We start from the raw sequence: 24,095 nt of genomic DNA on the forward strand, positions 1-24,095 counted from the left end.
GATAAATACGATTTTAAGGGTTTTGTGGTAAAATAAATAGGAATAATATTTCTGAGGTTTCTAATGAAAAAGATTATTTGGCTTCTATTAGCGTTTCTCTTTTTTATATTTGGTGAATCTGTTTGTGCAGATGTTTCTTATACTATTCCTCAATATTCAGGGGAATTGATTATTCATGCAGACAACTCCGCAGATTTCAAGCAAATCATCGACTATGACTTTGATAGTTCATATAATGGTCAGATAGTCACTCTAGGAAAAGCAGGCAAAATGCCAGAAGGTTTTTTGATTGAGTCGACACCTGTTGTTACCGTCTATCGAAATGGAAGTTTGGTTGAATCAAAACATGAAATGACTGATTTAGCTGATGGCTATAGTTTAAAGATATATAACAAAGGAAAAAAGGGTGATAAGGTTTCCGTTGTCGTTGAGTGGCAGTTAAAAGAGATTCTTTTTGTTCACCAAGACATTGCTGAACTTAACTGGCTACCAATAAGTGATTGGGATAGGACATTACAAAGAGTTGATTTTACTATTAAAACAGATTTAACTTCTAAAGATACAAAGCTTTTTGGACACACGGGTTATGTTAAAAAACAGCCTACTATCACCTTAAAAGATGAAGACTATCATTTAGCAGCTACCAATGTCTCGGGAAAATTGGAATTACACGGATACTGGAATAATGAGATTGTTTCAACTCCTTTTATGCTTTCAACCAAAAGAAAAGAAGACTTCAAACGCCTTGAAGATGATATTGCTTTAAAACAGCAAATTCTTTTGTTCCTACTTGATAAACTCATTCCTATTATCATTGGTTTGACTGTCATTTTAGCAATTCTCTTCTTTCTTTTATTTAAAAAACATGTTGAAAAACACCAGCATTTTAATAAAAACAGTCACCTTTTTAATCTTCCTGATGATTTACCACCTTTAGTGGTTGCAAAATATATTTATGCCAAAACATTGAGATCAGGCTTAAAACGATCCTCCTCTTATTTAGGAACAATTACTTTTGAGACTCTCTTAAAAGCTAGTATTTTAGACCTCATCGACCGTCAGATATTATCATTGTCAAATGATAAGGAACTGAGTATTGTTTCAGATGAAAAAACAACTGCTTTTGAAAAAGAACTGCTAGAGTTTGCCTTTGGCGAAAAAAATAAAATAGCCATCAATCAACTCTTTTCTACCCATCTTTTTAATGATAATCAGATAGAATCATTAAAGAAACGTTATCACGGAAAACAGTTAGAGCAAAAAGTTAATCATTTGGGAGAAAACTTTAACAAAAGATTAGAATCAAAACTAGATAAAATTGATCAATTAGTCCTACAAGACATCGAAAATGGACCACTGGAAAAAATTCGAAGAGCATTTTTACCAAGCGACTTAAACTATTATAGATGGTCTTTAGCAATGCTTGTTTTTGGATTACTCATATCCATTTTAGCTATAGTAATGCTAGTTATTGTCGGTGTTATTATTTCGCCTTATTCATTGATTTATCTTGGAGTGATTGGTATGGAAATCATTCTTATCAGTTACTTTTCTACTCGTAAAAATACCATGTCAGAATTTGGTTTTTTAGAAGCTAATGGACATGATGAAGTTCAAAAGTGGATTAGTTTTACCAATATGCTTCGTGATATTCAAAAATTTGATCAAGTCGAGATTGAAGGAGTTATTGTCTGGAATCGTATTTTGGTTTATGCCGCTTTACTTGGTTTTGCCAAAAAGGTTGAAAAACACCTCATCATGACTCATCCAAATCTCGTAAATGACAGTTTGTATCAATCTTATCTTTTTATCTCACCACAACTCAGCCAGCAGACAAAAGCCATCATATCATCTAATCATCATGCAGTAAATGCTTCTCATTTTTCTGTCTCATCAGGTGGAACCAGTGGTGGGGGCTTCTCTGGTGGTGGCGGAGGCGGCGGAGGCGGTGCCTTCTAATGTTAAAATCATTTACAACAAATCATCAAAGGAGTTAGCATGTTTATCATAGATTTAATCAAAGCCATTATTTTAGGAATTGTTGAAGGGGTGACAGAATGGTTACCCATCTCTAGCACGGGTCACCTTATTTTGGTGCAAGAATTTCTTAATTTTAAAAATCAAAACCAAGCTTTCATTAGTATGTTTAACGTTGTTATTCAACTGGGGGCCATCTTAGCTGTTGTTGTTATTTATTTTAATCGCTTAAATCCTTTCCAAAAAGGAAAAACAGCTAGAGAAATCAGAATAACGTGGCAATTGTGGGCCAAAGTTGTCCTTGCTGTTATTCCTGCAATTGTGATTGGTTTACCACTTGATGATTGGATGGAAGAACATCTGCACAATTTTGTTACTGTGGCTTTGATGTTGATTTTTTATGGATTTGTCTTTTTATGGATAGAGCAAAAACATAAAAATGAGAGTCTTCAACCAAGTGTGACGTCATTAGCAAGAATGTCTTATAAAACAGCCTTATTCATTGGTCTTTTTCAGGTGCTTAGCCTTGTACCAGGGACTAGTCGTTCTGGCATTACCATTATCGGGGGGATGTTGCTGGGAACAAGCCGTGTGGTTGCAACTGAATTTACCTTTTTCTTAGGAATACCAGTCATGTTTGGTGCGAGTTTTATTAAAGTGTTAAAATTTATTCTTGGTGGAGATAGTTTGACTTTAGGACAGTTTGCTATTTTAGCCATTGCCATGCTGACTGCTTTTGTTGTAAGTATGTATGCCATTCGCTTTTTAACTGATTATGTTAAAAAGAATGATTTTACGGTTTTTGGGAAATATCGCATTGTTTTGGGTTTGCTATTATTACTCTATGCCGGAATTAAAGTTTTATTTTTGTAATCTTTATTAGAAAATCAAAAAAAGAGAAAACTATTTTCTCTTTTTTATAAGCAGTAAAACAACTATCTAAAATTGTAAATAATTGTTTTTTCTAGTATAATAGAATTGATTACATGTGCGAGGTGAGAATGATGGAAATGAAACAAATTAGTGATACAACACTAAAGATAACGATTAGTATGGATGATTTAGAAGAAAGAGGAATGGAATTAAAAGATTTCTTAGTTCCTCAAGAAAAAACAGAAGAGTTTTTTTATGCCGTCATGGATGAATTAGATCTACCAGATAATTTTAAAGATAGTGGGATGCTTAGTTTCCGAGTCACCCCAAGACAAGACCGTATTGATGTTTTTGTGACAAAATCAGAAATCAGCAAAGACTTGAGTTTAGAAGACTTGGCTGAATTAGAAGACATCGCAAAAATGTCACCAGAAGAGTTTTTTAAAAATTTAGAGACAACCATGCGCGAAAAAGGTGATAAAGAAGCCCTAGACAGACTAAAAGAAGCTGAAGATCATGATGAGCAAGAACAGGAAAAAACTCAAAAAATCCCAGACTATATTCATTATGTCTTAGATTTTGAAAATCTAAAAGAAGCTGTTCTGTTCTCTAGAACGGTGGATTATGAGATTGAGGCTTCTGAACTCTTTAAAGAAAACGATATCTATCATTTAACGGTTCTAATCAAAAATATTGGACAACCAGATTATTATGCCAATACCATTTATGCTCGCTTGATAGAGCATGCAAAAACCAGCTCTAAAACACGTGCCTATTTGCAAGAACATGGTATCTTATTAACTAGTAATGCTATTGAAGAGTTACAATCGATAGAGGTACAGTGATATGACACCCTTTAAGCTTGAATATGTTTTGGTGCTTATCGGAACATTTCTGATTTCTTTGATTGCAACACCGCTCGTTCGTTTTTTAGCTTTTCGAGTAGGTGCTGTTGATAAGCCAAATGAGCGACGTATTAACAAGGTAACCATGCCAAGTTCAGGTGGTTTAGCGATTGTTGTTTCATTTTTACTTAGTTCGCTTGTTTTTATGCCAATGATTACAAAATTAATCATCGGTAGCCAATCTTATTTTGATTATATGTTGCCCGTTGTTATCGGTGGATTTGTGGTTGCAGCAACAGGTTTTATCGATGATATTTTTGAAATTAGTGCTAAGAAAAAAATGATTGGTATTCTTTTTGCTGCAACAATTGTTTGGAAATTTACCGACTTTAGATTTGATAGTTTTAAGATTCCTTTTGGTGGACCAATGCTGGAATTTAACCCACTAATCACTTTCTTTTTAACCATTTTATGGATAACAGCTATTACCAATGCTGTTAATCTTATTGATGGTTTAGATGGTTTAGTGAGTGGTGTTTCCATTATTAGTTTAACAACGATGGGTCTAATTTCTTATTTCTTTCTATTTGATCGTGATATTTTCTTAACCCTCACAATTTTTGTTTTAATTGCAGCTATTGCGGGATTTTTCCCTTATAATTATCACCCAGCTATTATTTATCTGGGAGACACAGGGGCTTTATTTATCGGTTTTATGATTGCCGTTTTATCCTTACAAGGATTAAAAAATGCTACTGCTGTGGCAGTTGTGACCCCTATTATTATCTTAGGTGTTCCCATCATCGATACCTTTGTGGCTATTATTCGTAGAACATTGTCTGGTCAAAAATTTTATGAGGCAGACAACATGCATCTTCATCATCGATTACTAGCGATGGGTTTCACCCACAGAGGAGCCGTTTTAGTGGTTTATGGTATTGCTTTATTCTTCTCTCTAGTGTCCTTACTACTAAATGTTTCTAGTCGAATCGGTGGTGTGTTATTAATGGTTGGTGTTTTTTTTGCACTAGAAATTTTTATTGAAAGTATCGAAATTTGGGGAAAAGGACGAACACCACTTTTTAAAATCTTATCTTTTATTGGTAATTCTGATCGAAGAAGATCTTTTATAGACAAAATTAAAAAAAATGATGACTAGCTTGCAAACAAGAAAAAAGCCTTGATGGGCTTTTTTTGTTATAATGTAAGGACTAGATAAAAGGAGTGTGTTATGTCAGTACTTGAAATAAAAAATCTTCACGTATCAATTGAAGATAAAGAGATTTTAAAAGGTGTTAACCTTGTTCTAAAAACAGGAGAAATCGCTGCGATTATGGGTCCAAATGGAACCGGAAAGTCAACACTTTCTGCAGCCATTATGGGAAATCCCAATTATGAGGTCACTAAAGGAGAAGTCCTTCTTGATGGTGAAAACATCCTTGAATTAGAAGTTGATGAAAGAGCAAGACTAGGTCTTTTTCTTGCGATGCAGTATCCTAGTGAAATTCCAGGAATCACTAATGCTGAATTCATGCGTGCTGCAATGAATGCAGGTAAAGAAGATAAGGATAAAATATCTGTCCGTGATTTTATCACTAAACTGGATCAAAAAATGGAGCTCTTAGGCATGAAAGAAGAAATGGCTGAGCGCTATCTTAACGAAGGTTTTTCAGGTGGTGAGAAAAAACGCAATGAAATTTTACAACTTCTTATGTTAGAACCACGCTTTGCTCTTTTAGATGAAGTTGACTCAGGTCTTGACATTGATGCTCTTCGCGTTGTCTCTAAAGGTGTTAATGAAATGCGTGGAGAAGGTTTTGGTGCCATGATTATCACGCACTACCAACGTCTATTAAATTATATTCGTCCGGATGTTGTTCATGTGATGATGGATGGTCGTGTTGTCTTATCGGGTGGTCCAGAATTAGCAGATCGACTAGAAAAAGAAGGCTACTCTACCATTGCAGAAGAATTAGGCATTGATTATAAAGAAGAAGTTTAGAGTCATTGTTGCCGATATGGAGCAAAGGAGTAAAAAATGACAAAAGAGAGAATAATCGATTTCTCACAAAGTAAGGCAGAACCCAAATGGCTTTTAGACCACCGTTTATCAGCATTTGACAAAATATCTGAACTGCCCTTACCACAGATTGAACGTGTTAAGTTTCAAAGATGGTCGCTTGGTGATGGGACTATTACTGAAAGTGATACAAAACCCAATGTTGTTGATTTTATGGCGATAGATAATCATCCGAAATTGGTTCAAGTGGGTACCCAAACAGTTTTAGAACAATTACCCATGGATTTAATCGATAAAGGTGTTGTTTTTACAGATTTTCAAACAGCTCTTGAAGAAAATCCTAACCTTATTAAAGATTATTTTGGTAGTGCTTTATCGTTTGAAGAAGATCAATTAGCAGCTTATCATCATGCTTATTTTAACAGTGGTGCTATTTTATACATTCCTGACAATGTTGACATTGATTTTCCTATTGAAGGGGTTTTTTTACAGGATTCAGAATCTGATGTCCCCTTTAATAAACATGTTCTTATTGTGGTAGGTAAAAACAGCCGTATCACCTATTTAGAACGTTTTGAAACAATTGGAAATGGTAATATCAAAACAACTGCTAATATTAGTGTGGAAGTCATTGCTAAAGAAGATAGTCAGGTTAAATTTTCAGCTATTGACCGTTTAGGAGATCATGTAACAACCTATATCACCCGTCGCGGGCATCATAAAAACAATGCAACCATTGATTGGGCGATAGGTGTCATGAATGAAGGAAATGTTATTGCTGATTTTGATTCTGATCTTTTAGGTGACGGTAGTCATGCCAATTTAAAGGTCGTTGCAGCATCAAGTGGGCGACAAATTCAAGGGATTGATACTCGGGTTACCAATTACGGTAAAAATTCTGTTGGGCATATCCTTCAACATGGTGTTATTCTTGAAAGAGGCACCCTAACCTTTAATGGTATTGGTCATATTATCAAAGGGGCAAAAGGCGCAGATGCCCAGCAAGAAAGTCGTGTCTTAATGCTTTCTGATCAAGCAAGAAGTGATGCTAATCCGATTTTGTTGATTGATGAAAATGAAGTAACTGCAGGGCATGCCGCCTCCATTGGTCAAGTTGATCCTGATGACATGTATTACTTAATGAGTCGTGGACTTGATCAAGAAACAGCAGAACGATTAGTGATTCGTGGCTTTTTGGGCAGTGTTATTTCAGAAATCCCTGTCAAAGAAGTTCGCGATGAAATGATTGTCGTTTTAGATAAAAAACTTGAAAAAAGATGATGATATGAAGAAATTAGATAGTTATAAACTTCGTCAAGACTTTAAAATTTTAAATCAAATCGTTAATGATGAACCTCTAGTCTATTTAGATAATGCTGCCACTACTCAAAAGCCTGAGTCAGTTATTAAAAGTATAGAGCGCTTTTATCATATGGATAATGCTAATGTTCATCGAGGAGTCCATACTCTTGCTGAAAGAGCAACGCGAGAATTTGAAGCTGCTAGAAAAAAAGTGGCCCAGTTTATCAATGCCACTAGTGAAAAAGAAATTATTTTTACGAGAGGCACAACAACTAGCCTTAATTGGGTAGCTCAATTTGCTCGTGAGGTGTTGCATCCTGGTGATGAAGTGGTGATTTCAATTATGGAACATCATTCAAACCTCATTCCTTGGCAACAAGCCTGTCAAAAAACAGGAGCTGTTTTAAAATATGTCTACTTGAAAGATGGTAGTCTTGACATGGAACAATTAGAAAAAACCATCACAAATAAGACAAAATTCGTCAGCCTTGCCCATGTTTCCAATGTTTTAGGTTATGTTAGTCCGATTAAAGAAATTGCAGAAATAGCTCATAAAAATGGTGCTTATCTTGTTGTTGATGGTGCGCAATCAGTACCACACATACCAGTTGATGTGCAAGACTTAGATTGTGATTTTCTGGCTTTTTCAGGTCACAAAATGTTAGCACCAACCGGTATTGGTGTTTTATATGGAAAAGAAGCGATTTTGAATCAACTGTCGCCCATTGAGTTTGGTGGTGAGATGATTGATTTTGTCTATGAACAAAATGCCACTTGGAAAGAATTGCCTTGGAAGTTGGAAGCAGGAACGCCAAATATTTCTGGTGCCATTACTCTTGGTGTCGCTATCGATTATCTTAAAGAGATAGGAATGGAGAACATTCATCAACACGAAAAAGAATTGATGAACTATGTCCTTCCAAAAATACAAGAGATTCCAGGAATCACCGTTTACGGCCCCAAATCAATTGAAGACAGAAGCAGTGTCATTGCTTTTAATATTGAAGACCTTCATCCACATGATGTGGCAACAGCTTTTGATTATGAGGGGATTGCTGTTAGAGCAGGACATCATTGCGCTCAACCACTTCTTAATCACTTAGGTGTCTCTTCAACGGTAAGAGCAAGTTTCTATTTTTACAATACAAAGGAAGATTGTGATCGTTTAATTGATGCAATAAAGAAAACAAAGGAGTATTTTAATGGCTCTTTCTAAATTAGATAATTTATATATGGCAGTGGTTTCAGAACACTCAAAAACACCACACCATCATGGCGACTTAACAGGGGTTGATAGTGTGACGCTTAGTAACCCTACTTGTGGTGATGTTGTCAATCTTTATGTTCAATTTGAAGATGATAACATTTCTGATATTGCTTTTTCTGGTCATGGGTGTTCTATTTCAACAGCATCAGCTAGTATGATGACAGATGTAATGATTGGAAAAACCAAAGAAGAGGCTTTGGCTTTGGCAGATGTTTTTTCGGAAATGGTGCAAGGGAAAAAAAGTGATAAAGAAGAACAATTGGGAGATGCGTCGTTTCTTTCAGGAGTTTCAAAATTCCCACAACGAATTAAGTGTGCAACACTTTCTTGGCATGCTTTAAAAAAGGCTGTCACAGATAACCAAACGAAGAAGGAAAACAATTAGGAGAAAATGAATATGCCTGAAAAAAATGAAAAAATAGAACCAAAACCAATCGATTTGGGAGACTATCAGTTTGGCTTTCATGATGATGTCACTCCGATTTTTTCAACGGGAAAAGGTCTTAGCGAAGAGGTTGTTAGACAGTTATCAAAAGCCAAAGATGAACCTGAATGGATGTTAGAGTTTCGTTTAAAATCTCTAAGAACCTTTAATAAAATGCCCATGCAAGAATGGGGACCAGATTTATCAGATATTGACTTTAATAGTATCATCTACTATCAAAAAGCTTCTGATCGGCCAGCTAGGTCATGGGATGATGTGCCTGAAAAAATCAAAGAAACCTTTGAAAGAATTGGTATTCCAGAAGCAGAACGTGCTTTTTTAGCAGGAGCATCGGCTCAATATGAATCAGAAGTGGTTTACCATAATATGAAAGATGAATTTGAAAAATTGGGCATTATCTTTACAGATACTGATTCCGCTTTAAAAGAGTACCCTGATTTATTCAAACAATACTTTGCAAAACTAGTCCCACCAACAGATAATAAACTAGCAGCGCTTAATTCTGCTGTTTGGTCAGGCGGAACTTTTATCTATGTTCCAAAAGGAGTTAAGGTAGATATTCCCCTACAAACTTATTTTAGAATCAACAACGAAAATACTGGACAGTTTGAAAGAACACTTATTATTGTTGATGAGGGAGCAAGTGTTCACTATGTTGAAGGGTGTACAGCGCCAACCTATTCAAGCAACAGCCTCCATGCAGCCATTGTCGAAATCTTTGCTTTAGATGGTGCTTATATGCGTTATACTACTATTCAAAACTGGTCTGATAACGTCTATAATCTAGTAACCAAACGTGCTCGCGCTTTAAAAGATGCGACAGTTGAGTGGATTGATGGTAATCTTGGAGCAAAAACAACCATGAAGTACCCATCTGTTTATTTAGATGGCCCAGGTGCGCGTGGAACCATGTTATCTATCGCTTTTGCAAATAAAGGACAAAACCAAGATACAGGTGCTAAAATGATTCATAATGCGCCTCACACTAGTTCATCCATCGTTTCTAAATCGATTGCGAAAGGTGGCGGTGAGGTTAATTATCGTGGACAAGTGACCTTTGCTAAGAACTCCAAAAAATCAGTTAGTCATATTGAATGTGATACGATTATTATGGATGATTTATCAAAATCAGATACTATTCCTTTTAACGAGATTCATAACTCTCAGGTAGCCTTAGAACATGAAGCTAAAGTTTCTAAAATCTCAGAAGAACAACTTTATTATCTTATGAGCCGCGGCTTAACAGAAAGTGAAGCTACAGAAATGATTGTCATGGGGTTTGTTGAACCCTTTACCAAAGAATTACCAATGGAGTACGCCGTTGAACTCAATCGCTTGATTAGTTACGAAATGGAAGGATCAGTTGGGTAAAATTGTAGGGTCATCCTAGTCACATTTGATTATTTTTGATATGATGGTATTTAGATATAGGTTGACTTAATCTTTATCTATATACCATTTTTTGGAGGTTATATTATGAAGAAATATTCTAGACTAGGTTTTATAGCAATCATTGGACTACTCTTTTTATTAGCAGGTTGTCAATCAAATACAGATTCTAGTGATAACAATCCTACCAAAGAGACTACCAAAACGACTACAAAAATGACTGTTGAAAAATTTTTAAATGAAGTAGACGTCAAAAATAAAGCTCTTTCTTCTATAGAAGGAAAACATGATTTTGAGGTTAGAGTTGACCAAAATGTTTCTTCTCAAAAGATTGAAAGTACAGTTGTTTTTGACGATTCTCAATTAATTAAGGCAGATATTTTATTTGACACCAAGTCACAAGAAGGTGATTCTGTAAAAGAAAAATTTATTTTTGATAGTAATAATAAACCGGAAATTTATCATGAGAGTGAAGCAAAAGGAGAAACTACGAAAGAATACACTTCAACCAATGGCGAGGAATTTTATTTTCACCCAGACTATTTTGATGTGTTAGAGAACATCAAATCCTTAAAAGATGATCTTATGATTGAAGATAAAGGTGATGTTTACGAATTAACGTTGAAAAATGAAGAAATCTCACTTATTTCAACGTTTGGTGAACAATATAATCTTAGCCTAACAGGTATTACTGAAGATGAAACAGAAAAAAGTCTAACCATCCATTTTGATAAAGAAACTTATTTTTTAAAGGATTTTTCACTTTTAATAACTTATGAGGGAAACAAAGGATCTCTTGAAATGGTTGTTGAATCTGAATATTCTAACTGGAATAAAGTTGATGAAAACGATATAAAGATTCCTCAAAAATAATATGATGATTTTAAAAATCAGTAAGACTAAACAATCTTGCTGATTTTTAATATTTGCATTTAGAAACAATAATGAACCATTTCTTGTACATTTCTAAAATCTTATTTATATTAAAGAAAACAAGGAAAGAGAATAAATATAGGATGAATTGAAATAGTGGATATAAAATGAAATAAAAATAAGCAAGAACACTAATTTATCTGTGAGCTGATAAGCAAAAAATAATCTGAGAAAATAGCTCGACCAAAAGAAAAAAATTTAAAAAAACATTTTTTAAAGTCGTCGAATCCTTTGTACAGAGCGGTAAACGATAAATTTTAACAATAGACAAAATTTTCTGATAAATTACTTTCCTAAAAAAATTTTTTATGATATAATATAGCCTATAGACAAAAAAAGTCTTTGAAAATGAAAATGAAAATGAGGTACTTTTTATGAATAAAAAGACAAAATTATTAGCCTTGGCTGGTATTACGTTAGTTTCTGCAGCTACATTAGCAGCTTGTGGAAGTTCTCAAAGTAGCAGTGGTGGAGGAGAAAACTCTACTTATACTTACGTTTATACTACTGATCCAGCTTCTTTAGACTACACCGTGGTTAACAAATCGGCAACAGGTGATGTTGTTGGTAACCTTGTAGACGGCCTTCTTGAAAATGATGAATTTGGTAATATTGTGCCATCTCTTGCAGAAGATTGGAAAGTTTCTGAAGATGCTAAAACATATACTTATACACTTCGTGACGATGCTAAATGGTTTACATCGGATGGTGATGAGTATGCTAATGTTACAGCTGAAGACTTTGTAACAGGTTTGAAACATGCTGCAGATGCAAAATCAGAAGCACTTTATCTTGTTCAAGATTCTATTGTTGGATTAGCAGAATACGTTAATGGTGAGTCAGATGATTTTTCAACAGTTGGTGTTAAAGCGATTGATGAAAAAACTGTTCAATACACATTAAAACAACCTGAAAGTTTCTGGAATTCTAAATTAACAATGGGTATCTTATTCCCAATCAATGCAGAATTTTTAGAATCAAAAGGTGAAGACTTTGGTGCTCCAACTCCAGATGGTATCTTATATAGTGGACCATATCTTCTTTCTGCATTAACAACAAAATCATCTCTTGAATATACTAAGAACCCTAATTATTGGGATGCAGATAATGTAAGTATTGAAAATATCAAATTAACTTTCTATGATGGTTCTGACCCAGAATCATTAGTTAATAATTTTAGTGATGGTGTTTATACTGGCGCTCGTCTTTATCCAAATACTCCAAGCTATGATTCAGTAAAAGAGAAATATGGGGATAATATTATCTACTCTCCTCAAAATGGTGCAACTTACTTTGGTGTCTTTAACTTAAACCGTAGTGCCTATGAGCACACTGCAAAAACAACTGATGCTCAAAAAGAATCTACTCAAAAAGCAATCTATAATAAAGATTTCCGTCAAGCGATTAACTTTGCCTTTGATAGATTAGGTTATGCAGCTCAAGGAAATGGTGAAGATGCAGCAGATAAAGTTCTTCGTAGCTCATTAACACCAGATACATTTGTGTCAATTGGTGAAGATACTTTCGGTTCAGTAGCTCAAAAAGAACTAGCAACTTATGGTGATGAGTGGAAAGATGTTAAATTAACTGATGCAGAAAGCACTCTATACAATCCAGAAAAAGCGAAAGCAGAATTTGCTAAAGCTAGAGCGACTCTTGAAGCTGAAGGCGTTGAATTCCCAATTCACTTAGATATGCCTGTTTATCAATCTAATGAAGTTTTAGTACAGCAAGCTGCATCGATGAAACAATCAATTGAGTCGGTTTTAGGAACAGATAATGTAGTGTTAGATCTTCACCAATTAGACCAAGATACATACTACAACATCACTTACTTTGCTGAAACACCAGCTCAAAATGACTATGATATTTCAACAGCAACTGGTTGGGGCCCTGACTATCAAGACCCTTCAACTTACTTAGATATCTTTAATCCAAGTAATGGTGCTGCAGTTCACCAAATTGGTATTGCTCCAGGTGAAAACCAAGACATTGCTCAAATTGTAGGACTTGATAAGTATGAAGAAATGACTCAAGCAGCAGCGGCAGAAAATACTGATCTCAAGAAACGTTACGAGATGTATGCTAAAGCAGAAGCTTGGTTGGCAGATAGTTCTCTTATCCTTCCAACCTACTCTCAAGGAGCTTCACCTACTCTAACAAAAGCTGTACCATTCTCAACAGCATATTCTTGGTCAGGTATTAAAGGACCAGAAACTTTCAAATATTTGAACCTTCAATCTGATATTGTAACAACTAAAGATTATGAAGAAGCTCATAACAAATGGAAAAAGGAAAAAGCAGAATCAAACGCTAAAGCGCAAGAAGATTTTGCAAATCATGTAGAATAAAAATAGAAACTTTTTTCAAGAGAACTTTCTCTACCAAAAATAGAGGGAGTTCTTTTGAAATTTGGAGGAAAGAATGAAAAAGTACATTTTCAACCGTATATTAAGGTCATTAGTCTCTATCTTTTTGATTACGACCTTAATTTACGCTATTATCTTTACTATGGTTCCTAGAAAATTGATTTTTCAACAAGATTCTACCTATAGTAAGATGGCGGCGGATCCAGACAGAAAAACAAATTATGAAAATAGCGTCTTTGAAAAAATGGGTTATATACAGTATATGACATCAAAAGAACTTCAACAGGCGGCTAGCGAAATAGATGAGAGCGTTACTGTAGAGGTCAACTCAAAAAATGAATCCATCTATAAAGATTATATTAAATCAATTGGTAGTGGCTGGAAGCTAGAGCAATTACCAAATAGTGGAAGTTTTTTTGCGACGCGAGAAGTGCCAATCTATGAACGTGTGTTTAAATTCTATGCAAACCTCGTTCAGATTGATCATCCTTGGAAAATTCAAGATGAAACAAATCCAGATTTGGAACGCTATATCCGTGTTGAAAATGACCCTTCAATTGGCTGGTCTGTTGTTGGATCAGGAACAAAACATAAATATCTTCTTTATGTCAATGGCTCTTTCCCGTTTATTCATCAAAATTTTGTGACTTTAAATTTAGGAGTATCTTATCCAACATACTCTAACACACCTGTTTTGCAAGTTATTAGTCAAGGACAAGGACAAAAACGTTCTACAGAGGTTACCTTCCCTAATGGGAAAACAATGTCTTCAACAGTAGACATTTATAGCCGAACTTACCAATCTCCAAGCAAAGCAGACAGCCGTTCTAAGACATTTTATGGTGATGATCCTTACTCAAATACTTTGAACAATTATAAAGACCCATCAATGATTGAGATGTCTGCTAGAATAGGATTGGTTGGAATCATTCTTGCTTATGCTATTGCTTTACCTCTGGGTTCTTACATGGCTCGCTTTAAAAATGCTCTTTTTGATAGAGGTTCAACTGCCTTTCTCACTTTCTTAATGGCTATTCCATCAATTGCTTTAATTTATGTTGTCAGATTTGTTGGTTCTAATTTAGGCTTACCAGATGTTTTCCCGACTTTAGGCGCTCATAATATCTTGTCCTATGTATTGCCATCATTAATATTAGCTATTTTATATGTACCATCATTGGCTTTATGGGTGCGACGTTATCTAATCGATTTACAACATAGTGATTTTGTCCGTTTTGCTAGAGCAAAAGGATTGTCTGAAAAAGAAATTGCTGATAAACACATCTTTAAGAACGCCATGGTTCCAATTATTGCTGGTGTACCTGGAGCGCTCTTAGCAGTTATTGTTGGTGCTACTTTGACAGAAACTATCTTTGCTTATCCTGGTATGGGTAAAATGTTGATTGACTCTGTTAGAGCGGCTAACAATAGTATGGTTGTTGGATTATCCTTTATCTTCTCAGCTTTATCAATCATTGCTTTACTATTAGGTGACTTATTGATGACTGTGTTAGATCCACGTATTAAATTATCTGATAAAGGAGGAAAATAAAGTCTATGGTTGATAAAAATAAATTTCAATTTGTCAAAAGAGATGATTTTGCTTCTGAGGTCATTGATGCACCAAGTTATTCTTATTGGAAATCAGTTTTCGCTGAATTTTGGAAGAAAAAATCGACAATGATTATGAGTGGTATTTTAGCTTTGATTCTTTTGATTAGCTTTATTTACCCAATGTTTTCGGACTATGATTTTAACGATGTAAGTAAAATTAACGATTTTTCGGCTAGATACATCTCACCAAATGCTGAATATTGGTTTGGAACTGACAAAAATGGTCATTCACTTTTTGACGGTGTATGGTTTGGCGCAAGAAATTCTATTTTGATTTCGTTTATTGCTACTTTTATTAATCTTTTTGTAGGGATAATTGTCGGAGGAATTTGGGGAATTTCTAAAAAAGTAGATATGGTAATGATTGAGGTTTATAATGTCATTATCAATATTCCTTCATTACTTATCATCATCGTTTTAACTTATTCATTAGGTGCTGGTTTTTGGAACTTGGTTCTTGCCATGACAATAACCGGTTGGATTAGTGTTGCCTATTTTATTCGTGTTCAAATTCTTCGTTATCGTGATTTGGAATACAATTTGGCTAGTAGAACGCTTGGAACTTCGACCTTTAAAATGGTGACAAAAAACTTATTACCACAATTAATTTCAGTTATCGTGACACAAATGTCACAAATGTTACCAGGATTTATCTCGGTAGAAGCTTTCTTATCTTATTTTGGATTAGGATTGCCAGTTACTGTTCCAAGTTTGGGTCGTTTGATTTCAAATTATTCTCAAAACGTAACCACGAATCCATATCTTTTCTGGATTCCATTAACAACACTTGTTTTAGTTTCGTTGTCACTTTATATTGTTGGTCAAAATCTGGCAGACGCAAGTGATCCACGTTCACACTCATAGAATGGAGTAGATATATATGTCAAAAGAAAAAAATGTAATATTATCTGCCAAGGATGTGGTGGTAGAATTTGACGTCCGAGACAAGGTTCTTACCGCAATTCGTGGCGTATCCGTAGAATTAGAAGAAGGAGAAGTTCTTGCTTTAGTTGGGGAATCTGGCTCAGGAAAATCTGTTTTAACTAAAACCTTTACCGGAATGTTAGAAGAAAATGGTCGCATAGCTTCTGGAAGTATTATATATAGAGGACAAGATTTAACCACTCTAACAAGTAATAAGGATTGGGGAGAAATTAGAGGAAAGAAAATTGCCACAATCTTCCAAGATCCTATGACAAGCTTAAATCCAATTAAAACAATAGGTAGTCAGATTACAGAAGTTATTATTAAACATCAAAAAACATCAGCTCAAGAAGCCAAAACACTAGCTATCGACTACATGAATAAGGTTGGTATCCCAGAAGCTGAAAAGCGTTTTGATGAATACCCATTCCAATATTCTGGTGGTATGCGTCAAAGAATTGTTATTGCCATTGCTCTTGCTTGTAAGCCAGATATTTTAATCTGTGATGAGCCGACAACAGCTCTAGATGTGACCATTCAAGCACAAATTATTAATTTGCTAAAAAATCTGCAAAGAGAATATAAATTTACAACTATTTTTATCACTCATGACTTGGGTGTTGTGGCAAGTATTGCTGATAAAGTAGCCGTTATGTATGCTGGAGAAATTGTTGAATTTGGTACTATTGAAGATGTTTTCTATGACCCTCGTCATCCATATACATGGAGTCTTTTATCAAGCCTTCCTCAATTAGCAGATGATCATGGTGAGTTATTCTCTATCCCAGGAACACCTCCATCTCTTTACACTAAATTAAAAGGTGATTCTTTTGCTTTAAGGTCAGATTATGCTATGACAATTGATTTTGAAGAACATCCCCCTGTTTTCCAAATCACTGATTCTCATTGGGCAAAAACTTGGTTACTTCATCCAGATGCTCCTAAAGTTGAAAAGCCAGAGGCAATTCAAAACTTACATGAGAAAATTAAAAATAAAATGATTTTGGAGGAGCAACAAAATGGCTGAGAAATTAGTTGAAATTAAAGATTTAGAAATTTCTTTTGGTGAAGGAAAGAAAAAATTTGTTGCTGTTAAAAATGCTAATTTTTTCATTAATAAAGGAGAAACCTTTTCATTAGTTGGTGAGTCTGGTTCAGGGAAAACAACTATTGGCCGTGCTATCATTGGCTTAAACCCCACAAGTAAAGGTGATATCCTTTATGAAGGGCAAAAAATTAATGGTAAAACCAGTAGAGAAACACAAAGAGATGTGATTCGTAAAATTCAAATGATTTTCCAAGATCCAGCAGCCAGTCTCAACGAACGTGCTACTGTGGATTACATTATTTCAGAGGGCCTTCACAATTTTAAATTATATGACAATGAAGAAGACCGTAAAAATAAAGTGACTGAAATGATTAATTCGGTAGGTCTTTTACCAGAACATTTAACGCGTTATCCGCATGAGTTTTCAGGGGGACAAAGACAGCGTATTGGTATTGCAAGAGCGCTTGTCATGCATCCTGACTTTGTTATTGCTGATGAGCCTATTTCTGCCTTGGATGTTTCAGTTAGAGCGCAAGTTTTAAATTTGTTGAAGAAATTGCAAAAAGAACTTGGTTTAACTTATCTCTTTATCGCCCACGATTTATCAGTGGTTCGTTTCATTTCAGATCGTATTGCTGTTATTCACAAAGGTGTTATTGTAGAAGTTGCTGAAACAGAAGAATTGTTTAGAAATCCTATTCATCCTTATACACAATCATTATTGTCTGCCGTTCCAATTCCAGATCCTATTTTGGAACGTCAAAAGGAATTAATCGTGTATGATGCTGATCAACATGATTATTCTGTTGACAAACCAACAATGGTTGAAATCAAGCCAAACCACTTTGTTTGGGGAAATACAAAAGAAATTGATTCTTACAGAGAAAAACTAAAGAAATAACAAATTAAACCACTTACTATTTTGTAAGTGGTTTTTTAAAAAAAAGATTGACAATGATAGTAGCAGATGATAGAATATAATAGTTGCTTCTTTAATTAGAAGAATGAAGCTAAAGGTCCCGTAGTGTAGCGGTTATCACGTCGCCCTGTCACGGCGAAGATCGCGGGTTCGATTCCCGTCGGGACCGTTTGTTAGAATATAACAAAAATAAAGTAAGACTCGTTAGCTCAGTTGGTAGAGCAATTGACTTTTAATCAATGGGTCACTGGTTCGAGCCCAGTACGGGTCATTTGCCGGCTTAGCTCAGTTGGTAGAGCATCTGATTTGTAATCAGAGGGTCGCGTGTTCAAGTCATGTAGCCGGCATTTTCATAAATTGGGCGCGTAGCTCAGGTGGTTAGAGCGCACGCCTGATAAGCGTGAGGTCGGTGGTTCGAGTCCACTCGTGCCCATGTATGTAATAAAATATGGTCCGTTGGTCAAGGGGTTAAGACACCGCCTTTTCACGGCGGTAACACGGGTTCGAATCCCGTACGGACTATTTTTAGAATCAGCAATGATTCTTTTTTTATTGAAAAAAACACCCATATTTATGGATGCTTGACAACTTTATTTATTCTTCAGTCTAAGATAACGCTTATACCAAATATTAACATATGATTGTGAGAACGGACCTTTTTGATGATTAATCCAATCAACCAATATTTTGACATTTTCTTTCAGAATAAAATCGATATCAGATGAATAGTTCATCTTTTTTTTATGATTTTCATATTCATCGACATCTAACAGTTTTTTTTCGCCGTCTGTAAAGATCTTGACGTCTAAATCATAGTCAATATATTTTAGAGCCTCAGCATCTAATACATAAGGACTAGCCAGGTTACAGTAGTAGGAGACACCATCATCTCTAATCATAGCGATGATATTAAACCAATATTTTTTATGAAAATAGACGATAGCTGGTTCTCTTGTTACCCAACGTCTACCATCATTTTCAGTGACTAAAGTATGGTCATTTACGCCAATAATAGCATTTTCAGTTATTTTAAGAACCATTGTTTCACGCCACGTCCGGTGTAAGCTGCCATCATGTTTATAACTTTGAATTGTAATAAAGTCGCCTTCTTTAGGAGTCTTCATGGCCTACCAACTTTCTACAATTAACGTTGTCCTTAACTAGTTTATCACAATTTAACCGAAAAAGCACGCTTTGTGAAATTCTCAGTCAAGATAGTCACGAAGGACTGTTTTGATGCTATCATAATCAAACCCTTTTCTCACAAGAGCTTGTGTGAGTTTTTGTTTTAACTCATAACCATCATAACGTCTGCTATATTTTCGATATTGTTTTTCAACTTCATTTTGAATCAAAGCATCATCATTGTCATCATCATCTTCAATAGTTAATGTCTCAAATGCTATTTTCGCATCAGCATAAGAAAAGCCTTTGGTGACAAGAGCTTGAGTAATCTTATCTTTTAGGGCATTGACAGGAAGTCGACCTTCGTGTTTTCTTAGTAACTTTTGTGCAGTTTTTTGAGCAACCTCTGTAAAATCATACTGCTCAATGGTTTGTGCAATTATTTTTTCGTCTAACCCTTTTTGTTTTAGTTTTTGAGTCAGCACATAAGGTCCCTTATCTCCAGATTTAAGAGATTGTTCAATCAGTGTTTCACTATATTTTTGATCATTAAGCCAGTTGTCATCTTTTAATTCTTGAATAATCGATGAAACACTAGTTTTGTCAATATCATGTTTTAACAGATAGTCAGTCACTTCTTTTTCAGTTCGTAGTTTAAAGGAGAGAAAATAAAGAGCAAGATTTTTACCATAGGAAAACTGAGCAAAGGTTTTAATGGCCTCTAACTCTTTTTCATCAATGTCTTTATTTTTAGTCAACATAAAGCGGACAATGGTATCTTCTGTGATATAAAGTTGTTCCTTTTTATCTAATTCTAACAGATAAAGGCGTTTTTTCTTTTCTAATCGGCTAATTTTCATGTTTTTATTATATCAAAATGGTAAAATAGAAGCATGAATTTAACAGTAAAACAAAGGATTCCTTTAAAAATTAAAAAAATGGGAATCAACGGAGAAGGTATTGGGTTTTATAAGAAAACATTGGTTTTTGTCAAAGGAGCCTTAAAAGGAGAGGATGTTTTTTGCCAAATTACTGCAGTCAAACGTCATTTTGCCGAAGCCAAATTGCTTAAAATCAATAAAACCTCAAAATTTCGTGTGACACCAGAATGTTCTATCTATGAGGAGTGCGGTGGTTGTCAAATCATGCATCTTCGTTATGACAAACAATTAGATTTCAAGGCAGACCTTTTAAAGCAAGCCTTGAAAAAATTTAAACCTCAAGGCTTTGAACGATTTGAGATTAGACCAACGATTGGTATGAAAGAACCAAAACATTATCGGGCCAAGTTACAATTTCAGACGAGACGATTTGGTCAATCGGTTCATGCTGGTCTTTTTGCGGAAAATTCTCATCGTCTTGTTGCCATTAAGGATTGCCTTGTTCAAGACAAAGTGACACAAACCATCATTAATCGCATTTCTGAATTGTTAGAAGAGTTTCATTTTCCTATTTATGATGAGCGAAAAACAGCTGGTGTCAGAACGGTTATGATTAGAAAAGCAAGAGAAACTAGCCAAGTTCAGATCCTTTTTGTGACTAGTAAAGTCCTTGATTTTAAGCCTATTATTAAGGTATTGGTTGATGAATTTGAAAACATTAAAACGGTTTCTATGAATATTAATACCTCTAAAAAAAGTGATATTTATGGTGACAAAACAAAGCTTTTATGGGGACAAGAAAGTATTAAAGAAGGTATTCTTGATTATCAATTCTCTCTATCACCAAGAGCTTTTTACCAACTTAATCCTGAGCAAACAAAAAACCTCTACCAAGAAGCTATTAAGGCATTAGATGTATCAAAAAAAGATCATCTTATCGATGCTTACTGTGGTGTTGGGACCATCGGCTTTGCCTTTGCGGACAAGGTGGCTTCTGTTAGAGGAATGGACATCATTAAAGAAGCTATCGTTGATGCCAAAAACAATGCTAGACAAATGGGATTTACTAATACTTACTATGAAGCGGGAAAAGCAGAAGAAATTATTCCAAAATGGTACCAAGAAGGATACCAAGCAACGGCTTTAATTGTTGATCCTCCAAGAACTGGATTAGATGATAAACTATTAAAGACGATTACTACTTATAAGCCAGAAAAAATGGTCTATGTTTCTTGCAATGTTTCTACTCTAGCAAGAGATTTAGTCAAACTAGTCAGTGTCTATGATGTTAAGTATATCCAATCAGTTGACATGTTCCCTCATACTGCAAGAACCGAGGCGGTAGTGAAATTAGTGAAAAAAAGTAGTGAATGCATATAGTAACTAAGAGAGTAACACCTTCAATCAGCGTAGAACTGCTTCTAAAAAGATTAAGGACTAACATGATAAAACAGCTATCTAAACGATTTAAACTGATGGGAACGGTGATTGATTTGTCGATCACTGCCATCAATCAATCTGATGTGATGAAGCAATCAGAAAAACTTTTAAAAGAGTATGAACAGCGTTTTAATGCACACAGCTCAACTTCTGAACTAACAGCCATCAATACTAATGCTTGTCACCAGCCACAACAAGTTCATCCCGACTTGTTTGAATTGATAAGCATTGGCAAAACCCATAGTTTAGCAAAAGATAGTGGATTAAACATTGCTTTAGGCGGAGTTATCCGTTTATGGCGTATTGGTTTTCAAGATGCCAAGAAACCTTCACCAGATGCTATTAAAAAAGCTTTGACTCTGACTAATCCTTACCAGATTGTGCTAGATAGAACCAATCAAACTGTTTTTCTAGCCCAAAAAGGGATGGCTCTTGATTTGGGTGCCCTTGCTAAAGGCTATAGTACTGATAAATTAAAGGCTTTTTACCAAAAAAATAGGGTTAGATCAGCTGTCATCAATCTTGGTGGTAATGTGCTTTTATATGGAGACAATCCAAATAGTGCTGATGGTTATTGGCGTGTCGGTATCAGAAATCCTTACCATAAAAAAGGAGTAGATAGTATTGTTTTAAGCTTAAAAAACCAGTCGGTTGTCACTTCTGGGACCTATGAAAGACAATCAATGATTGATGGCAAAAGCTATCATCATCTGATTAACCGACAAACAGGCCATCCTCTAAAAACTGATGTTGTTAGTTTGACGATTATTTCAAAAAGCTCTTTAGATGGAGAAATTTGGACCAGCCGTTTATATGGAAAGACACCCAAAGAAATCTTGGCGATAGTAGATGCTTTAGAGGAAATGGAAGTACTGATCTTAACGACTAATAAAGAACTTTATTTATCACATTCCTTAAAAAAGAAACTGATTTATCAACACCCAGAATTGAAACAAAAAAATAGTTAAAAAAGAAGTTACTTGTTAAAAGCGACTTCTTTTTTTATTTTCTTTTTGATAGGATATAACAAATCAATGAAAGAGAGACTACCAATGATTTTAACAGAATTTGATGAAGCAAAAAAGGCGATTATTAATCCAGAAGACATTATTGAACCCATTGAGGATTTCCCTCAAACAGTTATCACCTGTTTTGCGCGTGAGACCTTTAAGAGACTGTTGCACCAGTTGCCACACCAAGTCCTAACGACAACAACAATGGCTAATATGGAAATACCAATCTATGTCTTGACAATAGAAGGGACTCGTATTGGCTTTTTCAATTCCTATGTTGGATCAGCTGCTTGTGTTGCTGTGTTAGAAGATTTGATTGCTATGGGGATGAAAAATTTGTTGGTGTTTGGAACATGTGGTGTCTTAGATGCTACTATAGAAGAAACCTCTATCATCATACCAAGCTCTGCCATTAGAGATGAGGGCACTAGTTATCACTATCTAAAAGCTAGTCGTGAAGTACCTGTTAACAAGGCATTTCTATTGGAAATGACAGCCTTTTTGGATAAGGAAAAAGTCTCCTATCAAATAGGAAAAGTTTGGACAACAGATGGTATTTACCGAGAAACAGCTAATAAAATGAAACAAAGAAAGACAGAAGGAGCCATTTGTGTCGATATGGAATGTTCAGCGATTGCTGCCATGAGCCAATTTAGAGGAATTAACCATGTACAACTCTTTTATTCGGCTGATAATCTAGATACTGAAGTTTGGGATGAAAGAAGTCTCAGCAATCATACTGATTTAGAAAGAAAGGATAAGATTGGTCAACTAGCGATAAAGTTGGCACTGACACTATTTGAGAAAGAGTGAAACTAATCTCACAAGAAAAAATTGCCATAGTGACTGAAAACGTTATCTTCTTGATAAAATAAGAGTTTGAAAGATTAAAAAAATTTTTAGAAATCACATTTTCCCCTTGACTCCTCTATATTAATATATTATACTGGATATGTGGTTATAACCAGACAGTGAAAGGAGAGAAGACGATGAGTGAAAAACCATTATATTTACAACTAGCTGATACACTAGCGCAAAAGATAAAAGAATTGTTTTCTCCCAATGATAAATTATTGTCTGAACGTGAATTGACTAATCAATATGGTGTCAGTCGAATGACCGTGAGATTGGCCTTACAGGAATTAGAAACTAGAGGCTTGATCTATAAAAAGCATGGTAAAGGAACATTTGTTGCTGAAACTAGCGATAGTACGGTTGACTTGTCAGCATCTTACAGTTTTACCGACCACATGAGAAATCTAGGAAAAGTTCCTAAAACTGAAATTCTCTCTTTTAGTGAGGTTAAGGCTTCTGATTATATCGCTAAACAGCTAAATCTTTCTCAAAATGATATGGTCTACGAAATTGAACGGTTACGGATTGCCGATGATGTTCCGATGATGGTCGAGCGTTCTTATATCCCAAAAGATATTTTTAAAGGTCTAAGGTGTGAACGTCTTTATGAAAAACCTCTCTACGAGATTTTTTCTGATGATTATAGTCAGACCATTAGAACGGCAGAAGAAGAATTCTTTGCAAGTATTGCACTTGATCGTGAATCTAAATTTTTAAAAATTAAATCAGGAAGTCCTGTTTTACATATTGTCCGCAAAACGTTTAATACTAAAAATCATATCATTGAATTTACCTTTAGTATTGCGCGTGCTGACCAATTTAGATACAAAATCACACATCATAAAACCTAACTGAT

Annotated in this window: 21 protein-coding genes and 5 tRNA genes; 24 read left to right on the forward strand and 2 right to left on the reverse strand. The window is 35.0% G+C overall.

The annotated features are described in order from the left end of the window. Positions 1-63: 63 nt before the first annotated feature. The 20 genes from N7659_RS02500 to N7659_RS02595 all read left to right on the forward strand — a co-directional run bounded on the left by N7659_RS02500 (position 64) and on the right by N7659_RS02595 (position 18,447). On the forward strand, positions 64-1,959 hold the full coding sequence (locus N7659_RS02500) for a DUF2207 domain-containing protein (protein ID WP_263275660.1): 1,896 nt from the start codon (positions 64-66) through the stop codon (positions 1,957-1,959). A gap of 39 nt (positions 1,960-1,998) precedes the next feature. Beyond that, positions 1,999-2,850: an undecaprenyl-diphosphate phosphatase gene (locus N7659_RS02505; protein WP_263275661.1), complete on the forward strand. Its 852-nt coding sequence runs from the start codon at positions 1,999-2,001 to the stop codon at positions 2,848-2,850. Between the two features lie 131 nt (positions 2,851-2,981). Then, a complete protein-coding gene (mecA, locus tag N7659_RS02510) occupies positions 2,982-3,695 on the forward strand; it encodes an adaptor protein MecA (RefSeq protein ID WP_263275662.1) in 714 nt (237 codons plus the stop codon). 1 nt (position 3,696) lies between these two features. After that, positions 3,697-4,854: a glycosyltransferase family 4 protein gene (locus N7659_RS02515; protein WP_263275663.1), complete on the forward strand. Its 1,158-nt coding sequence runs from the start codon at positions 3,697-3,699 to the stop codon at positions 4,852-4,854. A 72-nt stretch (positions 4,855-4,926) separates the two neighbouring features. Further along, positions 4,927-5,697, forward strand: a complete 771-nt coding sequence (sufC, locus tag N7659_RS02520) for a Fe-S cluster assembly ATPase SufC (RefSeq protein WP_263275664.1) — start codon at positions 4,927-4,929, stop codon at positions 5,695-5,697. A 36-nt stretch (positions 5,698-5,733) separates the two neighbouring features. Then, on the forward strand, positions 5,734-6,996 hold the full coding sequence (gene sufD / locus N7659_RS02525; protein WP_263275665.1) for a Fe-S cluster assembly protein SufD: 1,263 nt from the start codon (positions 5,734-5,736) through the stop codon (positions 6,994-6,996). A gap of 4 nt (positions 6,997-7,000) precedes the next feature. Further along, positions 7,001-8,233, forward strand: a complete 1,233-nt coding sequence (locus N7659_RS02530; protein ID WP_263275666.1) for a cysteine desulfurase — start codon at positions 7,001-7,003, stop codon at positions 8,231-8,233. Further along, positions 8,220-8,669, forward strand: coding sequence for a Fe-S cluster assembly sulfur transfer protein SufU (gene sufU, locus N7659_RS02535; RefSeq protein WP_263275667.1), 450 nt, complete (start codon positions 8,220-8,222; stop codon positions 8,667-8,669). Before N7659_RS02530 ends, sufU begins: the two co-directional genes overlap by 14 nt. A gap of 12 nt (positions 8,670-8,681) precedes the next feature. Continuing rightward, complete coding sequence (gene sufB, locus N7659_RS02540; RefSeq protein ID WP_258511705.1) at positions 8,682-10,100, forward strand: Fe-S cluster assembly protein SufB; 1,419 nt, start codon at positions 8,682-8,684, stop codon at positions 10,098-10,100. Between the two features lie 105 nt (positions 10,101-10,205). Beyond that, on the forward strand, positions 10,206-10,991 hold the full coding sequence (locus tag N7659_RS02545) for a DUF6612 family protein (protein WP_263275668.1): 786 nt from the start codon (positions 10,206-10,208) through the stop codon (positions 10,989-10,991). A gap of 434 nt (positions 10,992-11,425) precedes the next feature. Next, on the forward strand, positions 11,426-13,402 hold the full coding sequence (locus tag N7659_RS02550) for a peptide ABC transporter substrate-binding protein (RefSeq protein WP_263275669.1): 1,977 nt from the start codon (positions 11,426-11,428) through the stop codon (positions 13,400-13,402). 73 nt (positions 13,403-13,475) lie between these two features. Continuing rightward, entirely contained in the window at positions 13,476-14,972 is a 1,497-nt protein-coding gene (locus N7659_RS02555; protein ID WP_263275670.1) for an ABC transporter permease, read from the forward strand. 5 nt (positions 14,973-14,977) lie between these two features. Next, a complete protein-coding gene (oppC, locus tag N7659_RS02560) occupies positions 14,978-15,898 on the forward strand; it encodes an oligopeptide ABC transporter permease OppC (RefSeq protein WP_263275671.1) in 921 nt (306 codons plus the stop codon). A gap of 16 nt (positions 15,899-15,914) precedes the next feature. Next, positions 15,915-16,985: an ABC transporter ATP-binding protein gene (locus N7659_RS02565; protein WP_263275672.1), complete on the forward strand. Its 1,071-nt coding sequence runs from the start codon at positions 15,915-15,917 to the stop codon at positions 16,983-16,985. Beyond that, positions 16,978-17,907, forward strand: a complete 930-nt coding sequence (locus N7659_RS02570; RefSeq protein WP_263275673.1) for an ATP-binding cassette domain-containing protein — start codon at positions 16,978-16,980, stop codon at positions 17,905-17,907. The genes N7659_RS02565 and N7659_RS02570 overlap by 8 nt, the downstream gene beginning before the upstream one ends. 114 nt (positions 17,908-18,021) lie before the next feature. Beyond that, positions 18,022-18,094 (forward strand) — tRNA-Asp (locus N7659_RS02575). 29 nt (positions 18,095-18,123) lie between these two features. After that, positions 18,124-18,196 (forward strand) — tRNA-Lys (locus tag N7659_RS02580). Positions 18,197-18,199: 3 nt separating this feature from the next. Continuing rightward, positions 18,200-18,272, forward strand: a tRNA-Thr gene (locus N7659_RS02585). Between the two features lie 12 nt (positions 18,273-18,284). Continuing rightward, a tRNA-Ile gene (locus N7659_RS02590) sits at positions 18,285-18,358 on the forward strand. A 17-nt stretch (positions 18,359-18,375) separates the two neighbouring features. Further along, a tRNA-Glu gene (locus N7659_RS02595) sits at positions 18,376-18,447 on the forward strand. A 68-nt stretch (positions 18,448-18,515) separates the two neighbouring features. Here N7659_RS02595 and N7659_RS02600 read toward each other — a convergent pair. Continuing rightward, the gene (locus tag N7659_RS02600) at positions 18,516-19,049 is read right to left on the reverse strand and encodes a DUF402 domain-containing protein (protein ID WP_263275674.1); all 534 of its coding nucleotides are present in this window, start codon (positions 19,047-19,049) and stop codon (positions 18,516-18,518) included. A gap of 81 nt (positions 19,050-19,130) precedes the next feature. Continuing rightward, on the reverse strand, positions 19,131-19,910 hold the full coding sequence (gene recX, locus N7659_RS02605) for a recombination regulator RecX (protein WP_263275675.1): 780 nt from the start codon (positions 19,908-19,910) through the stop codon (positions 19,131-19,133). 33 nt (positions 19,911-19,943) lie between these two features. Between recX and rlmD the strand changes: the two genes are divergently transcribed. The 4 genes from rlmD to N7659_RS02625 all read left to right on the forward strand — a co-directional run bounded on the left by rlmD (position 19,944) and on the right by N7659_RS02625 (position 24,090). Then, a complete protein-coding gene (rlmD, locus tag N7659_RS02610) occupies positions 19,944-21,311 on the forward strand; it encodes a 23S rRNA (uracil(1939)-C(5))-methyltransferase RlmD (protein WP_263275676.1) in 1,368 nt (455 codons plus the stop codon). A gap of 62 nt (positions 21,312-21,373) precedes the next feature. After that, positions 21,374-22,339 carry an FAD:protein FMN transferase gene (locus N7659_RS02615; protein WP_263275677.1) on the forward strand — a complete coding sequence of 322 codons (966 nt, stop codon included), beginning with the start codon at positions 21,374-21,376 and terminating at the stop codon, positions 22,337-22,339. Between the two features lie 84 nt (positions 22,340-22,423). Beyond that, positions 22,424-23,197 (forward strand): nucleoside phosphorylase, encoded by a 774-nt coding sequence (locus N7659_RS02620; RefSeq protein ID WP_263275757.1) that lies wholly within the window; start codon positions 22,424-22,426, stop codon positions 23,195-23,197. 176 nt (positions 23,198-23,373) lie between these two features. Further along, entirely contained in the window at positions 23,374-24,090 is a 717-nt protein-coding gene (locus tag N7659_RS02625; protein ID WP_263275678.1) for a GntR family transcriptional regulator, read from the forward strand. Positions 24,091-24,095: the final 5 nt, after the last annotated feature.

This window comes from Streptococcus sp. CSL10205-OR2 (assembly GCF_025660655.1).
Taxonomy (GTDB): Bacteria; Bacillota; Bacilli; order Lactobacillales; family Streptococcaceae; genus Streptococcus.

Excerpts from the sequence above, each read along its gene's own strand:
- N7659_RS02500 (WP_263275660.1), top strand. The coding sequence starts at position 64 with ATGAAAAAGATTATTTGGCTTCTATTAGCGTTTCTCTTTTTTATATTT.
- N7659_RS02505 (WP_263275661.1), top strand. The coding sequence starts at position 1,999 with ATGTTTATCATAGATTTAATCAAAGCCATTATTTTAGGAATTGTTGAA.
- mecA (WP_263275662.1), top strand. The coding sequence starts at position 2,982 with ATGGAAATGAAACAAATTAGTGATACAACACTAAAGATAACGATTAGT.
- N7659_RS02515 (WP_263275663.1), top strand. The coding sequence starts at position 3,697 with ATGACACCCTTTAAGCTTGAATATGTTTTGGTGCTTATCGGAACATTT.
- sufC (WP_263275664.1), top strand. The coding sequence starts at position 4,927 with ATGTCAGTACTTGAAATAAAAAATCTTCACGTATCAATTGAAGATAAA.
- sufD (WP_263275665.1), top strand. The coding sequence starts at position 5,734 with ATGACAAAAGAGAGAATAATCGATTTCTCACAAAGTAAGGCAGAACCC.
- N7659_RS02530 (WP_263275666.1), top strand. The coding sequence starts at position 7,001 with ATGAAGAAATTAGATAGTTATAAACTTCGTCAAGACTTTAAAATTTTA.
- sufU (WP_263275667.1), top strand. The coding sequence starts at position 8,220 with ATGGCTCTTTCTAAATTAGATAATTTATATATGGCAGTGGTTTCAGAA.
- sufB (WP_258511705.1), top strand. The coding sequence starts at position 8,682 with ATGCCTGAAAAAAATGAAAAAATAGAACCAAAACCAATCGATTTGGGA.
- N7659_RS02545 (WP_263275668.1), top strand. The coding sequence starts at position 10,206 with ATGAAGAAATATTCTAGACTAGGTTTTATAGCAATCATTGGACTACTC.
- N7659_RS02550 (WP_263275669.1), top strand. The coding sequence starts at position 11,426 with ATGAATAAAAAGACAAAATTATTAGCCTTGGCTGGTATTACGTTAGTT.
- N7659_RS02555 (WP_263275670.1), top strand. The coding sequence starts at position 13,476 with ATGAAAAAGTACATTTTCAACCGTATATTAAGGTCATTAGTCTCTATC.
- oppC (WP_263275671.1), top strand. The coding sequence starts at position 14,978 with ATGGTTGATAAAAATAAATTTCAATTTGTCAAAAGAGATGATTTTGCT.
- N7659_RS02565 (WP_263275672.1), top strand. The coding sequence starts at position 15,915 with ATGTCAAAAGAAAAAAATGTAATATTATCTGCCAAGGATGTGGTGGTA.
- N7659_RS02570 (WP_263275673.1), top strand. The coding sequence starts at position 16,978 with ATGGCTGAGAAATTAGTTGAAATTAAAGATTTAGAAATTTCTTTTGGT.
- N7659_RS02600 (WP_263275674.1), bottom strand. The coding sequence starts at position 19,049 with ATGAAGACTCCTAAAGAAGGCGACTTTATTACAATTCAAAGTTATAAA.
- recX (WP_263275675.1), bottom strand. The coding sequence starts at position 19,910 with ATGAAAATTAGCCGATTAGAAAAGAAAAAACGCCTTTATCTGTTAGAA.
- rlmD (WP_263275676.1), top strand. The coding sequence starts at position 19,944 with ATGAATTTAACAGTAAAACAAAGGATTCCTTTAAAAATTAAAAAAATG.
- N7659_RS02615 (WP_263275677.1), top strand. The coding sequence starts at position 21,374 with ATGATAAAACAGCTATCTAAACGATTTAAACTGATGGGAACGGTGATT.
- N7659_RS02620 (WP_263275757.1), top strand. The coding sequence starts at position 22,424 with ATGATTTTAACAGAATTTGATGAAGCAAAAAAGGCGATTATTAATCCA.
- N7659_RS02625 (WP_263275678.1), top strand. The coding sequence starts at position 23,374 with ATGAGTGAAAAACCATTATATTTACAACTAGCTGATACACTAGCGCAA.